At 71.6% G+C, this 13,489-nt stretch carries 11 protein-coding genes; 3 read left to right on the top strand and 8 right to left on the bottom strand.

Annotation, left to right across the window (positions count from 1 at the left end; all coding sequences use genetic code 11):
• Positions 1-14 precede the first annotated feature (14 nt).
• From ACP4J3_RS01335 to ACP4J3_RS01325, 3 genes are all read right to left on the bottom strand, one after another.
• Positions 15-1,283 (bottom strand): AAA family ATPase, encoded by a 1,269-nt coding sequence (locus ACP4J3_RS01335; protein WP_426529401.1) that lies wholly within the window; start codon positions 1,281-1,283, stop codon positions 15-17.
• A 9-nt stretch (positions 1,284-1,292) separates the two neighbouring features.
• Complete coding sequence (gene cpaB / locus ACP4J3_RS01330; protein WP_426529399.1) at positions 1,293-2,000, bottom strand: Flp pilus assembly protein CpaB; 708 nt, start codon at positions 1,998-2,000, stop codon at positions 1,293-1,295.
• Positions 2,001-2,062: 62 nt separating this feature from the next.
• The gene (locus ACP4J3_RS01325; RefSeq protein WP_426529770.1) at positions 2,063-2,872 is read right to left on the bottom strand and encodes a hypothetical protein; all 810 of its coding nucleotides are present in this window, start codon (positions 2,870-2,872) and stop codon (positions 2,063-2,065) included.
• A gap of 243 nt (positions 2,873-3,115) precedes the next feature.
• Here ACP4J3_RS01325 and ACP4J3_RS01320 point away from each other — a divergent pair, with 243 nt between their 5' ends.
• Entirely contained in the window at positions 3,116-4,792 is a 1,677-nt protein-coding gene (locus tag ACP4J3_RS01320) for a chitinase (RefSeq protein WP_426529397.1), read from the top strand.
• 13 nt (positions 4,793-4,805) lie between these two features.
• Here ACP4J3_RS01320 and ACP4J3_RS01315 read toward each other — a convergent pair whose 3' ends face one another.
• Positions 4,806-5,249 (bottom strand): hypothetical protein, encoded by a 444-nt coding sequence (locus ACP4J3_RS01315; RefSeq protein ID WP_426529395.1) that lies wholly within the window; start codon positions 5,247-5,249, stop codon positions 4,806-4,808.
• 144 nt (positions 5,250-5,393) lie between these two features.
• Here ACP4J3_RS01315 and ACP4J3_RS01310 point away from each other — a divergent pair, with 144 nt between their 5' ends.
• Positions 5,394-5,900 (top strand): SigE family RNA polymerase sigma factor, encoded by a 507-nt coding sequence (locus tag ACP4J3_RS01310; RefSeq protein ID WP_426529393.1) that lies wholly within the window; start codon positions 5,394-5,396, stop codon positions 5,898-5,900.
• A 101-nt stretch (positions 5,901-6,001) separates the two neighbouring features.
• Positions 6,002-7,318: a hypothetical protein gene (locus ACP4J3_RS01305; RefSeq protein WP_426529392.1), complete on the top strand. Its 1,317-nt coding sequence runs from the start codon at positions 6,002-6,004 to the stop codon at positions 7,316-7,318.
• Between the two features lie 19 nt (positions 7,319-7,337).
• On the opposite strand, the gene ACP4J3_RS01300 is transcribed toward ACP4J3_RS01305, so the two are convergent.
• The 4 genes from ACP4J3_RS01300 to ACP4J3_RS01285 all read right to left on the bottom strand — a co-directional run bounded on the left by ACP4J3_RS01300 (position 7,338) and on the right by ACP4J3_RS01285 (position 13,104).
• On the bottom strand, positions 7,338-8,660 hold the full coding sequence (locus ACP4J3_RS01300; protein ID WP_426529391.1) for an Nramp family divalent metal transporter: 1,323 nt from the start codon (positions 8,658-8,660) through the stop codon (positions 7,338-7,340).
• Positions 8,661-8,665: 5 nt separating this feature from the next.
• A complete protein-coding gene (locus tag ACP4J3_RS01295) occupies positions 8,666-9,124 on the bottom strand; it encodes an ATP-binding protein (protein WP_426529390.1) in 459 nt (152 codons plus the stop codon).
• A gap of 92 nt (positions 9,125-9,216) precedes the next feature.
• Positions 9,217-10,131 carry an anti-sigma factor RsbA family regulatory protein gene (locus tag ACP4J3_RS01290; protein WP_426529388.1) on the bottom strand — a complete coding sequence of 305 codons (915 nt, stop codon included), beginning with the start codon at positions 10,129-10,131 and terminating at the stop codon, positions 9,217-9,219.
• Positions 10,132-10,368: 237 nt separating this feature from the next.
• A complete protein-coding gene (locus ACP4J3_RS01285; protein ID WP_426529387.1) occupies positions 10,369-13,104 on the bottom strand; it encodes an ATP-binding protein in 2,736 nt (911 codons plus the stop codon).
• Between the last annotated feature and the right edge of the window lie 385 nt (positions 13,105-13,489).

Here is a 13,489-nt window from a genome sequence, read left to right as displayed (position 1 = left end):
GTCCCCCCGCCGCCTCACCTCCCTATCTCCTTCCGCCTGCGGAACGTCAGCGCCGCCCGGTCGCCGCCGCCCCGCGCCCTGCCGTTGCGGCGCTGCTGGACCGCCCCTTCCGTGCCCTTGACCAGCCCCAGCTCGCCGGCGAGCGTCCAAAGGGCCTGCTTGACCGTGCTCTTGGCGTCCAGCTCGTGCACCCGGCCGGCGTCGACGGCGCCCTGGAGTTCCTTGAAATTCGCGGGGATCGCGGTGGCGGCGATTCCGGTGCCGGTGATGCGCTGGATCAGGGCGGGCTGGATCTCCGTGCCGCGGGTGTGGCGGTTGACGACGATCGTGGTCTCCTCCGCCTTGCGGATCTGCAGGCGGTCCCACATCCGCACGGTGCGCTTGGCGCCGCGTACGGCGACCACGTCCGGGGTGGTGACGAGCAGCGCGGTGTCGGCCATCTCCACGGCGGCCGCGCTCGCGCCGGTCATCTGGGCGCCGCAGTCGATGACGACGACCTCGTAGCGGGAGCGCAGGGCGCCGACGACATGGCGGGCGGCCCGGTCGGTGACCTCCTCGCCGCGCTCGCCGTCACCCGGGGCCAACAGCAACGCCACCCCTGTGTCGTGGCGGAACACCGCGTCCGCGAGGACACGGGGCGTGATGTCGTTGATGGCGGCGAGGTCGACGACCGAGCGGCGGAACTGGATGTCCAGGTAGGACGCGATGTCGCCGGTCTGGAGGTCCATGTCGAGCAGGGCGGCGCTACGGCCGGAGGCCTGGGCGGCGAGGGCGAGCTGGATGGCCGTGAGGGTCGCTCCCACGCCGCCCTTGGCGCCGCTGACCGTCACGACCGTGCCGCCGACGCCGCTGAACACGTCGCCGCCGGCGCCCAGATGGCGCCGTACGCCCATGGACCACTGGGCGACCGCGTTGACGCGGCTGGCCAGCTCGTCGTAGCTCAGCGGCAGGGCGACCAGGCCCCGTGCGCCGTAGTCCATGGCGGCCTGGAAGAGGCCGGGGCCGGCGTCGGAGGTGACGAGTATGACGCCCACCGCAGGGAAGCGCAGGGCGACCTCGCGGATGAGTTCCAGGGCCGGGACGGGGCCGATGCGCTCGTGGACGACGACGACCTCGGGGAGTTCGTCGATGGACTCGGCGGCCAGCCGGGCGAGGGTGTCGACGAGCTGGGTGGAGTCGGTGACCGGGGCGACGGGCTCGGCGTCGGGGAGCTGGCTGAGCAGCGTCGTGAGGGACCGGACCGCGTCCGCGTCGCCGACGGCCGGGAGGATCCTCGTGGGCATGGGGGCCTCTCACTTGTCCTTGGCGAGTTCGTAGGTGCGGTCCGTCGGGGAGACGGAGGAGTCGGCGCCGGGTGCCACCAGGGCGAGCCGGACCTCGTCGGCGAACGACTCGGCGTAGGTGATGCGCTGGGCGTCGAGGGGCTGCAGCGCGAAGGTGATCGGGACGGCGTCGGTGGGTTCGCGACGGCGGTCGTTGTCGTCGGGCTTGAGCGAGGTCTGCTCGCCCACGTCGATGACGCGGGCGTTCTCGACGATGAGCTTGGACTGGTCGGGGGCGCCGTCGCGCTCGCCCTCGAAGGTGGCGTAGACGTTGACGGTGGCACCCGGGGTGATCTTGCCGGCCACGCCGGTCGCCGCGTCGATCATGATGGCGAGTTCCTGCTCGCCCTGCTGGAGGGCGGGCTGGTCGACGATCATGTCGCTCTGTAGCAGGGAGCCTTCCTTGAGGGTCGTGACGGCGATCTTGCCCTGGATCTCGCGGAGGCTGGTGACGGCGTTCTTCGACAGCCATCGCTCGGGCATCTCGATCTTCTCGAACTGGCCCGCGCTGAGCGGGGTGTAGGGCGCCACCTGCCGCTTGACCTCATAGGCGGTGACCTCTGGCCCGACCTTGGACTTCACGTCGTTGATGACGGACAGGACGCCGGCGAAGGCGCCGAGGGCGCAGACGATCGACAGGAGCAGGAGTATCACGCCGCGGCGCTGACGGGAGTTCATGAACCGTGCAACCTCATTGGGGGAATCGGTCGGTCGGAGTCGGGGCGGCCTCGGCGGCCGGTTCAGCCCGCGCGGGCCGGTTGCTCATGAGTGGGCGGGGTGGCGGAGCAGAAGACACAACGGTCGCCGATGACGTCGATGCCGCACCAGTGGCAGGAGTTCTGCCGTACGGAGGTGACGAGCTGGTACAGCACCGACAGGTCGGGGAGATAGGCGCAGAACTCGATCAGCTTGGCGGTGCCCCACCAGGCCGCAGACTCGGCGGGCAGCACCACCTCGCGCAGGCCCTGCGCGTTCCAGGACTTGGCCAGGGTGGCGGTGACCCAGTCGGACTGGAGCTGCCCCTGGGCGAGCAGCATCGAGGTGCCGAACTCGGGGCCGGGCAGGGTGACGCCGGGGGCGACGCGCACGAGGTGCGGGACCGGGTGGGCGAGGACGCCGAACTGGCTGCCGGGCATCCAGGACTTGGCGTGCGACTTGAGGTCGACGGGGACGCGGTCGAGCTTGGTGACGGAGCCGAGGAGCGCCCCGGCGTGGATGTAGTGGGTGAGCAGCCGGCCAGCCGAGGCGAGGACTCCGGGGCTGAGGTCGCAGGAGGCGAGCTGGCGCAACTGGCGGGCCAGGACGGCGAGTCCGAGCGGGGGCAGTTCGGGCCGGAACACGGCGATACGGTCGCTCTCCAGCAGGGACCGTACGGTGTGCAGCCGCTGCTGCGTGGCCCGCGGGGCGGCGTGCGAGCAGACGACGATGACATGGCCGTGCTGCTCGATGAGCGTCTGCATGCCCGCCAGCGACCGCTCCAGCGGCTCGCGTTCGAGGTCCTGGAGCACGACGGCGGGCACGGTTCGCTCGTCCTGCGCCGGCAGCGCCATGTCGGCGCTGGTCACGGCAATGGCAGTTGGCACGCGCAGCTCCCCGATGACTTCATTGCGTGACTATCTCAGCACTGTATCCACGCCCCCATGGCCGGAGAACAGCTTCTCTCTAGCCGAGAAGCAACTCTCATCGCACAAGTCACACCAAATCGGGGCAGGTTGCGCACACAATTTCTCCACCATCGGAGTCTCTTGACAGTTGAATTGGTCTGGACCAAGTTGTTCACCATGCCTCTTGTCATGTCCATACACCGCAGATTCCGGGTGGGCGCGGTCATCGCGGCCCTCGCCCTCGCCTTCCTCCCCGCGGGCCAGGCGTCCGCAGCGGACGTCAACAACGCCAAGAACGCCGGCTTCGAGTCCGGCCTGACCCACTGGACCTGCTCCGCCAACAGCGGCACGACCGTCTCCTCCCCCGTGCACGGCGGCGCCACGGCCCTGAAGGCGACCCCGGCCGGCCAGGACAACGCCCGCTGCACCCAGCCGGTGGCCGTCCGCCCCAACTCGACGTACACCCTGAGCGCCTGGGTCCAGGGCGGCTACACCTACCTGGGCGTGACGGGCACCGGCACCACCGACGTGTCGACCTGGACGCCCGACTCGTCGTCCTGGAAGCAGCTTTCGACCACCTTCACCACCGGCGCCTCGACGACCTCCGTCACGGTGTACACGCACGGCTGGTACGGACAGGCGGCGTACTACGCGGACGACGTGTCGGTGTACGGCCCCGACGGCGGCGGTGGCGGCGACCCCTCCCCCACGATCCCCGGAGCGCCGAGCGGGCTGACAGTGTCCGGCACGACCTCGTCCTCGGTCTCCCTGGCCTGGAACACGGTCTCGGGCGCCGCCGGCTACAACGTCTACCGCAATGGCACCAAGGTGACCGCGGTGACCGGCACGTCGGCCACCGTGACCGGGCTCGCGGCCTCGACGTCGTACTCCTTCCAGGTCACGGCGACCAACGCGGCCGGTGAGTCACCGAAGTCGGCGACGGTGACGGGCACGACCACGGCGGCCCCGACGGGCCCGTCCCTGCCCAAGCACGCGGTGACCGGCTACTGGCAGAACTTCAACAACGGGGCCACGGTCCAGAAGTTCTCCGACGTGCAGTCCCAGTACGACATCATCGCCGTCGCCTTCGCGGACGCGACCTCGACGCCGGGCGCGGTGACCTTCAACCTGGACTCGGCCGGTCTCGGCGGCTACACCGTCGACCAGTTCAAGGCGGACATCAGGGCGAAGCAGGCCGCGGGCAAGAAGGTCATCATCTCCGTCGGCGGCGAGCGCGGCACGGTGAGCGTGAACGACGCCGCGTCGGCGACGAACTTCGCGAACTCCGTGTACTCCCTCATGCAGACGTACGGCTTCGACGGCGTCGACATCGACCTGGAGAACGGCCTCAACGCGACGTACATGACGCAGGCGCTGCGCTCCCTGTCGGGGAAGGCCGGTTCGTCGCTCGTCCTCACGATGGCACCGCAGACGATCGACATGCAGTCGACGTCGAACGCCTACTTCCAGACCGCGCTGAATGTGAAGGACATCCTCACGGTCGTCAACATGCAGTACTACAACAGCGGTTCGATGCTGGGCTGCGACGGCAAGGTCTACAGCCAGGGCTCGGTGGACTTCCTGACCGCCCTGGCCTGCATCCAGCTGGAGGGCGGCCTGGCTCCGTCCCAGGTGGGGCTGGGGTTGCCGGCTTCGACGCGGGCTGCGGGCAGCGGCTACGTGTCGCCGTCGGTCGTGAACAGCGCCCTGGACTGCCTCACCAAGGGCACGGGGTGCGGCTCCTTCAAGCCCTCACGGACCTATCCCGACCTGCGGGGCGCGATGACCTGGTCGACGAACTGGGACGCGGCGGCGGGCAACGCGTGGTCGAACGCGGTGGGGCCGCACGTGCACGGGCTGCCGTAAACGGCCCTCGGCCTCACCCCGCCGGCCGGTAATGGCCAAGCACCCAGGCGAGCTGCGCGAACCACTCCTGTAGCCGGGCCCGGGGCTTGGCCTGCACGCCGCACTCGTAGAAACGGCCGTCCATGTGGACCACGGCCACCATCAGGGCCTTGCCGTCGGGGCTCGCCTTGTAGTGGACGCTGCGGATCTCCGGCCAGCGGAACTCCAGGGTGTAGCCGGACAGCTCGAAGACGACGCCGGACGCGTCGACGACGACCGCGTTGTGCTTGTCGACGGCCAGGAACTCCGGGCCGGGCGGGGCCGGCTGGGGCGGGGCCGGGGCGTACGCGGGTTGCGCGGGGGCGTATGGGGGTGGTGCGGAGGTGTATGGGGGTTGCGCGGGGGCGCTGGAAGGCGCGTACTGCGGTGGGGGTGGGCCGAAGCCCGGACCGGGTGGGGGTGGCGGCTGCTCGGTCATCCGTTGGGTCCTGGGTCCTGTTCCTCGTGCTCGCGGTGAACTTCTCGGTGCTGTCGTGAAACATTCTCCCTGCCCCGCCGCATCAGTGAAGTGAGGACCTCATCGGCGGTCGGCAGGCCGCCACACAGCATCGGGGGGAAACGCATGAGACAGGCCCGCGCGGACGAGTACGCGGAGTTCGCGGCGGCGCGCGCCGGGCATCTGTATCGGTCCGCGTGTCTGCTCACCGCCGGGGACACGCATCTCGCCGAGGACCTGGTGCAGGAGACGCTGGGCCGACTGTACGTCCGCTGGCGGCGGGTCTCCCGCGTCGACAACCCCGCCGCGTACGCGCAGACCGTGCTCACCAGGGCCTTCCTCGCCCATCAGCGGCGGCGCAGCAGCACCGAGCGCGCCACCGATGTCCTGCCGGAGACGGCCGCGGCTGCCTCCGACTCCCTGCTGCGGCTCACCCTCCTCGACGCGCTCGGGCAGCTGCCCGCCAAGGACCGGGCCGTGGTCGTCCTGCGGTACTGGGAGGACCGGTCGATCCAGGAGACGGCGGACGCCATGGATACCAGCTCCGCCGCCGTACGCACCCGGTGCGTGCGCGCCCTTGCCCGGCTGCGGGATCTGCTCGGCGAGGACATCGGCGCCTACGCCACGCCCTGACCAGTCCCTTTTGCCTCCCTCTTCCCAGCCCCTTTTTGTCTCCTTCTTCCCAGCCCTCTTTGCCTCCTTCCTCACCGACCGACCCGAAACGGTGGTGCCCCATGCCCATGGACCAGCACAACGACCAGCACGGCAATCAGCACAACGACCCCTTCGAGGACCGGCTCTCCGCCGCCCTGCACACGACCGGCAGCGATTTCGACACCGACCGCGCCGCGCTGGCGGCCTCCGGTACGGCCCGTGGCCGGCGGCTCCGGGCGCGTCGGCACGCCGCCGTGGTGGGGGGCGCGGCCGCGATCGCGCTCGCCAGTGTGAGCGGTGCGCTGCTCGTGTCGGGCAGCAGCGGAGCCGACGACAAGCCGCAGACCTCGTCCGTGGCCGCGGAGGGCACTCGGGCCCCCTCCCCCTCGCCCACATCCACGCCCACATCCACACCGAACGGCGTCACCGCCGAGCAGATGATCAGCACCCTGAAGTCGCTGCTCCCGGAGGGCAAGGTCAGCCAGGAACAGGGCCGGGGCGCACATCCCGTGATCCTGCCGTACGCGTCGGTCGTCTTCGACGACGGCGAGGGCGCGGCGGCGATCTCCGTCGGTCTGGACCGGCTGGAGCCGGGTGGCGAGGACGCCCGCCTGAGGAGCGAGTGTCCCGACAAGAGGCTGACGAACCACGACGACTGCTCCGTACAGCGCCTCCCCAACGGCTCCGTGTTCAAGGTCTTCCAGGGGTACGAGTACCCGGACCGGCGTGCGGACACCAAGTTCTGGTACGCGGAGCTGATCACGGCGACCGGGCAGCACGTGAGCGTGAGCGAGTGGAACGCGCCGGCCGAGAAGGGCAAGCCGGTCAGCCGTCCCGAACCCCCCTTGTCTCCGGCGCAGATGAAGACCATCGTCACGGCCGAGGCCTGGCTCCCCTTCGTCGACGCCATCCCCGAAGACGACAGGAAGAAGCCGACCGGCGCCCCCTCCCCCTCGGACACTCCACCGAGCGTCGGCGGCCAGCAGATCGCCGGGGTTCTCACCCGCCTGCTGCCCAGTGGCATGAAGGTCGTCGACAAGGGCGGCCAGGAGTCCGAGTACGCCTACGTCGTCGTCGACGACGGCAAGGGCGAGAGCTTCGTCCAGGTCAATGTGCAGCCGGACATGAGCGACGTACGGGACGAGCTGTTCGGTCCCGACGACGAGACCCTCGCCGACGGGACCCGGGTCTCGATGCGCCAGGGTACCGGCGAGAAGGGGATCGACGGCGTCGTGATGTGGACCGTCGACACCCTGCGCCCCGACGGCCGCCGTGTCCTGATCAGCGCGTTCAACGCGGGGTCACAGACGACCCCGGCCACCCGCGGGACACCGGCCCTCACGATGGACCGGCTGCGGAAAATCGCCCTCGCCCCGCAGTGGCAGGCCGTCAGCTGAGAACCACCACAAGCACCCGTCAGAAGAAGTCCGACCACTGCTGGTCCCAGATCTGCTTCACACACAGCACCAGGAACAGCAGCCCGGCGATGGCGAGCATCGCGTTGCTCACCGGCCCGTTGCGCCACTCCCTCGGGGTGCGCGAGGAGTTGAGGAGCCAGATCAGGGTGCCGGCGAGGAACGGCAGGAAGGCCGCGCCCAGGACGCCGTAGATGATGATCAGACGGAAGGGCTCGCCCTGGAAGAGCAGGATGATGGGCGGGAAGGTCAGCCACAGCAGATAGGCGCGGAACGGCCAGGACCGTTCGCGTGTGCCGGAGGCGACCTTCTCGCCCTTCTGCTCGCCCTCGCCCCGGAAGCGGGCGACGAAGTCCGCGAACATCAGGCTCACGCCGTGCCAGACGCCGATCAGGGAGGTGTAGGAGGCGGCGAAGAAGCCGATCAGGAAGAACTTGGCCGTCACCGTGCCGTACTCCGCCTCCAGGATGTCGCCGAGCTGGAGCAGGCCCTTGCCTCCGCTCGTGATGGCGATGTTCGCCGAGTGCAGCAGCTCCGCGCCGACGAACAGCATCGCGATGACGAAGACGCCGGTGGTGGCGTAGGCGACGCGGTTGTCGAGCCGCATGACCTTCATCCAGCCGGTGTTCGTCCAGCCCTTGGCGTTGACCCAGTAGCCGTACGCGGCGAGGGTGATGGTGCCGCCGACGCCGCCGATCAGGCCGAGGGTGTTGAGGATCGAGTCCTTCTCGTCGGGCAGGACGGGCAGCAGGCCGGCGAAGGCGTCGCCGAGGTTCGGCGTGACGCGGATCGCGAGATACACCGTCACCACGAACATGACGCCCACCAGGACCGTCATGACCTTCTCGAAGATCGCGTACTGGTTGAACCAGACAAAGACCAGGCCCAGCAGACCGCAGCCGATGGCCCACCACTCCAGGTCCATCACGTTCGGGAACAGCGCCTGCAGCGGCAGCGCGCTGGACGACATCGCGGCCGCGCCGTAGACGAAGCCCCAGATCACCGCGTAGACGCCGAAGAACCAGGTGGTCCAGCGGCCGAGGCTGGCCCAGCCGTCGAACAGGGTGCGGCCGGTGGACAGATGCCAGCGTCCGGCCGCCTCGGCGAGGGAGATCTTCACCAGGCACCCGACGATCGCGGCCCAGAGCAGTGTGTACCCGAAGTTGCTGCCCGCGATGAGGGTGGCGACGAGGTCGCCGGCGCCGACACCGGTCGCGGCGACGACGATGCCGGGGCCGAGGTAGCGCCAACGGGATTTGGTGAGTGGGGGGTTGTTGCCGGTGGAGGCCTCAGTGGACGTGGGGTTTCCTGTGGTGTCCGCCATGCAGATCAAGAAAGCGCAATGACCGGGAACCGACAAGAGGGCGGGACGCACTCGCAGGTGCCCAGCTCGAACCACACCGTCTTGCCGGGCCCGTCCCGATGGCAGCCCCAGCGCCGGGCCAGCGTGTCCACCAGGAACATCCCTCTGCCGTTCTCCGCGTCGGACGCGTCCAGAACGGTCGGAACGCGGCTGCCGGAGTCCTGGACCTCGCAGCGCAGGATCCCGTGCGCGGCGGACAGGGTGAGCCGGAAGCGGCCCGCCGAGTGCAGCAGGGCGTTGGTCGCCAGCTCGCTCACCAGTAACTCGGCCACGTCCACCACGTCGTCGTGGTCCGCGAGCCCCCATCCCTCCAGGTGCCGGCGGACCTCCGCGCGGGCCTCGCCGACCGCGGAGGGACGGGGGTCGTACTCGACGCTCAGATGGCCTGCCCCCAGGGGCGGCTGGGGATATGAGCCGTGCAGCATGGGTCCAGGGTGGCGGGTGCGCGGGTACGGCCGCATGGGGAGGAATACCCGATTCCATACCTGCGCCCGGACCGTACCTGCGCCGGACCGCGCTACCCGTACTGGAGCCGTACGCTCGCCCCGTCCCCCTCCGCACGCACATCGACGTACGCGCACACCTGCCGGGCGAACCACAGCCCCTGCCCGGGTTCCAGCTCGGTGCTCGGCGGCGGTACGAAGCCCGCCAGCGGGTCGTCCACGCGGCGCGCAGCGCGCAGCTCGCAGACGCACGCCGGGGCCTCGCCCCACAGCAGGGCACCGTCGAGCGGGCCGAGGGCGGCGGCCGCCTCGGTGACGGCGGTGGCGAACAGCTCCGCGTCCGCGGCGGACAGCCCCTGGACGGTGGCCCAGGTGCGTACGGCGTCGGCGGTGGGGGCCGGCCCGGGAAGGCGCTCGGCGTCGGCGGGCGACGGCGGCAGCGGTACGGCGTCGAGTTCGGCGGCGAGCCGGACCGGGTCCTCGTACACGCAGGTGTCGGGGTGGGCCCGGCGGGCGGCGGCCACGATGGCGGGGCCGGCGACGCGGGTGTCGTAGGCGCACAGGGCGGTCGTGGCGAGCGGGGCGAAGAGGAGGTTGGCGAGGGCCTCGTAGCGGATCCACTCGGCGGTCTCACGCGGCGAACGCCCCGCGCGCCCCGCCCAGACGGGCTCCATCAGCAGATGGATACGGCCGCCGGGTCCGGCGTTGGCGGCGAGGTAACCGGCGCCTTGGGCGATGGCGTTGGCGGCGGACCCGGTGTACCAGTCGGTGTGCGGAACGAGGCCGACGTCCTTCGCGTCGGGGCCGAGTGCGTCGCGCAGGAGATCGAGGTTGCCGGGAGCGGCGATGGCCACGGGCGGGGGTTCGGCCGGGGCGACGAGGCCTTCGGTGAGGAAGGGAAGGGCGGCACCGAGAAACTCCTCATCGGTCCGGAAGACCGCCATACGGTGATCGAACTGGCTCTGCGGCGGGGCGGGTCGGGTGGTCATGGGGTGGGTGCGCTCCTCTGGGGGGTCGGTGAGGGGGAGGGGGGTCGGCCGTGGGTCCAGGGGTGTCTTGGGGGTCGTCCTGTGGAGTGCCCGCGCCCGGCGCGATGGGGGTGCCTGCGCGTGCCCCCGCGTGCCCCGCGTCCCCCGCGCGAGCTCGGTTCGAGCGTGGGGGAGGCTGTTGTCGCGGTCGGTGCGTGCCCTCTGCGTGCCGGGCGCCGAGGATGCCGTGCGGGGCCTTCAAGGCACCCCCTCGCGCTGGGCCGTCACCCAGGCCGCGATCTGGCTGCGGTTGCTGAAGCCGAGCTTGCCGAGGATGCGTTCGACGTGGCCCTCGGCGGTGCGGCGGGCGATGACGAGGCGGTCGGCGATCTGCTGGTTGGCCAGGCCCTGGGCGACGAGTTCGGCGACCTCGCTCTCGCGGCGGGTCAGGCAGGTGCCGTGGGCGGGGGTGCGGCGGCCGTTCACCTTGCGGGTGGCCGCGTCGTCGACGGCGTACTCGACGGCACGGGCGAGTTCGAGCGCGGCGCCGCTGTCGTACGCCCGCCCGTACTCGGGTGCGCCGAGGGCCCCGCGCGCCCGGGTCTCGCTGTCGCGCCGGGTGGCCTTCAGGCAGCGCGATCCCCAGCGGTCGCGGTCGACGGCGGTCCAGGTGCGGTCGGCGGCGCCGAGCAGCACGGCCGCGCGCTCGTGGGCGTCCGTCTCGGTGGCGGTGCGGGCCAGCAGGTCGAGGGTGAGGGCGATGCCGGTGACGTCGTGCACGGCGAGCTTGAGGCGCAGGGCCTGCCGGGCGTGGTGTTCGGCCCGCTGCCAGTCGCCCCGCGCGCTGTGGGCGAGGGCGAGCATCCGCAGGACGTAGGAGTGCACCCATTCCTCGCCGTGCCGTTCGCACATCCGGCGGGCCCGCTCACAGACCTCCACGGCGCGCTCGGCCTCGCCCATGAAGCCCAGGGCGCAGGCGAGTTCGACCTGGTCGAGGCCGTGCAGGCTGAGGTGCTGGCCGGGGACGGGGCCGCGGGCGACGCTGGCCTCGAAGTGCTTCAGCGCGGCCGGCAGATCGTCCATGAACAGGGTGATGACGCCGATGACGTACTCGGCGTGCGCGGCCTCCGCCTCGTCGCCGAGGTCCCTGGCCAGGGCATGGGCGTCGCGGGCGAGGGCGAGGCCGACGGGGAGGGCGTGGGTGGCGGCGGCGAGGAGTCCGGCGATCCACAGGCCGCGGGCGCGTTCCCTGGTGGGCTCCGGGTTGGCGGCCAGGGCGCGGTCGATCCAGTGCCGGCCCTCGCGTGGGGCGCCGCAGGCGTGCCAGTAGAACCACAGGGTGCCGGCCAGGCGCAGGCCGGTGAGGCGTTCGCCGGGGGTGGTGAGGCTGAAGTCGAGGGCGGTGCGCAGGTTGTCCTGGTCGGCGCGGAGCCGGGCGACGATCTCCCGCTGGCCGGGCCCGAACCAGGCCCGCTCACAGCTTGCGGCCCGCCGTAGCATCCAGTCCCGCTGCCGGCGCCGGGCGGCGGCCTCCTCGTCGGGCAGTCGGCGCAGGCGGTCGAGGCCGTAGTGGCGGAGGGTGTCGAGGAGGCGGTAGCGGGTGCCGTCGGGGCCGGACTCGCGGGAGAGGACGGACTTGTCGACGAGGCCGGTGATGGCGTCGAGGACGTCGTCCGGGCGGATGTGGGAGGTGGTGGCCGCCCGGGCTTTCTCGCCCCCGCCGCCCCTACCCGTCCCATCCTCAAGGGGCTCCGCCCCTTCCACCCCGCTGGGGGCTGCGCCCCCAGACCCCCCTTCGGCCTGAACGGCCTCGTCCTCAAACGCCGGACGGGCTGGGTGAAGCCGACCGGCGTCAGGAGGCAAAGCCCCCTCCGGGCGGGTGGGGAACAGGGACGGTGATGCCACGTCCTCAAACCCCGGACGGGCTGGGTGAAGCCGACCGGCGTCAGGAGGCGAAGCCCCCTCCGGGCGGGTGGGGGACAGGGACGGTGATGTCATGGCCTCAAACGCCGAACGGGCTGAAATCGCCTCCGCCGTCTCCAGGTCGAAGCTGCCCGTCAGCGCTGAACGGGCCTCGTCCCCAGACGCCGGACGGGCTGAAGCCACCGTCTCCGCCGTCTCCAAGTCGAAGCTCCCCGCCAGCACCGACAGCCGGGCCCACACCAACCGCTCGCGCTCGGTGCACAGTTCGTGGCTCCAGTCGACCGCCGCGCGCAGCGTCTGGTGGCGGGGCAGGGCGGCGGGGCTGCCGCCAGTGAGGAGGCGGTAGCGGTCGTCGAGGCGGTCGAGGAGCCGGTCGGCGTCGAGGACGCGCATGCGGACGGCGGCGAGTTCGATGGCGAGGGGGAGGCCGTCGAGGCGGCGGCAGAGGCGGGCTACGGCGGCACGGTTGGCGGCGGTGAGGCGGAAGCCGGGGACGACCGCGGCGGCCCGGTCGGCGAAGAGGGCCAGGGCCGGGTAGCCCTCGGGAGAGGACAGGTCGCCGTCGGGGTCGGGGACCGGCAGGGGCCGTACGTCCAGGAGGTGTTCCTCGGTCAGGCCCAGGCGATGGCGGCTGGTGGCGAGGATGCGTACGCCGGTGGTGCCGTGCAGCAGGGCCGCGGCGAGTTCGGCGCAGGCCGGCAGCAGATGCTCGCAGTTGTCGATCAGCAGGAGCAGCCGACGGTCCCTCAGTTGCGCCACCAGCGCCTGCAGCGGCGGCCGCGCGGTGTGGTCGTGCAGGTCGAGCGCATCGGCGACGGCGTGCGGGACGAGGGCGGGGTCGTCGAGGCCGGAGAGGGGCACGAAGCGCACGCCGTCGGGGAAGGTGCGCCGTACGCCGGCCGCGATGCGGGCGGCGAGGCGGGTCTTGCCGACGCCGCCGGGCCCGGTCAGCGTGACCAGCCGGGTCCTGGCCAACAGCTCGCGCCCGGCGGCGAGTTCGCCGCGCCGGTCGACGAAGCTGGTCGTCTCGACCGGCAACTGCCGATCCCGTCGTGGCGCTGATCCGCCCATGCCGAGGCCGTTCCTCCGGGGTGTCCAGGGCCTGTTCCGAGTTCCCCCGATCGTCCGCGCGAAGCGCGGGCGCAGCGGCGGTCGGTGCGTGCGATCGGCGTGCGGCGAGCGTACGTGCCGGGCGTCGGGGCGCAGACGGGGGAACTCGGAACAGGCCCTACGGGAACCGGGGAGGCGGCGGGTGCGCCGGTCCCCGCCTCGCCGCCGCTCCCACCGCTCCCCCCTTGCGCGACTCACCACCCTTCCGTGGCCCCGCGCCGCCCCGCACGTCCGGATCACACCCCCGGGTGGACTTCACCGGCGACCGCTCCGCGCGAACGCGCCCCGCGTACACTGCGCGGCTGATTTTCGGATCGTTCACGCCCTCCGCCATCCAGGTGCACTT

It is taken from the genome of Streptomyces sp. UG1 (assembly GCF_049974585.1).
Classification (GTDB): domain Bacteria; phylum Actinomycetota; class Actinomycetes; order Streptomycetales; family Streptomycetaceae; genus Streptomyces.
Note: the sequence above shows the minus strand (reverse complement) of the source record. Positions and strands in the feature narration are given on the sequence as shown.

Bases quoted from the DNA above. Each gene is read 5' to 3' on its own strand.
- ACP4J3_RS01335 (WP_426529401.1), bottom strand. From the start codon at position 1,283: ATGCCCACGAGGATCCTCCCGGCCGTCGGCGACGCGGACGCGGTCCGG.
- cpaB (WP_426529399.1), bottom strand. From the start codon at position 2,000: ATGAACTCCCGTCAGCGCCGCGGCGTGATACTCCTGCTCCTGTCGATC.
- ACP4J3_RS01325 (WP_426529770.1), bottom strand. From the start codon at position 2,872: ATGGCGCTGCCGGCGCAGGACGAGCGAACCGTGCCCGCCGTCGTGCTC.
- ACP4J3_RS01320 (WP_426529397.1), top strand. From the start codon at position 3,116: ATGTCCATACACCGCAGATTCCGGGTGGGCGCGGTCATCGCGGCCCTC.
- ACP4J3_RS01315 (WP_426529395.1), bottom strand. From the start codon at position 5,249: ATGACCGAGCAGCCGCCACCCCCACCCGGTCCGGGCTTCGGCCCACCC.
- ACP4J3_RS01310 (WP_426529393.1), top strand. From the start codon at position 5,394: ATGAGACAGGCCCGCGCGGACGAGTACGCGGAGTTCGCGGCGGCGCGC.
- ACP4J3_RS01305 (WP_426529392.1), top strand. From the start codon at position 6,002: ATGCCCATGGACCAGCACAACGACCAGCACGGCAATCAGCACAACGAC.
- ACP4J3_RS01300 (WP_426529391.1), bottom strand. From the start codon at position 8,660: ATGGCGGACACCACAGGAAACCCCACGTCCACTGAGGCCTCCACCGGC.
- ACP4J3_RS01295 (WP_426529390.1), bottom strand. From the start codon at position 9,124: ATGCTGCACGGCTCATATCCCCAGCCGCCCCTGGGGGCAGGCCATCTG.
- ACP4J3_RS01290 (WP_426529388.1), bottom strand. From the start codon at position 10,131: ATGACCACCCGACCCGCCCCGCCGCAGAGCCAGTTCGATCACCGTATG.
- ACP4J3_RS01285 (WP_426529387.1), bottom strand. From the start codon at position 13,104: ATGGGCGGATCAGCGCCACGACGGGATCGGCAGTTGCCGGTCGAGACG.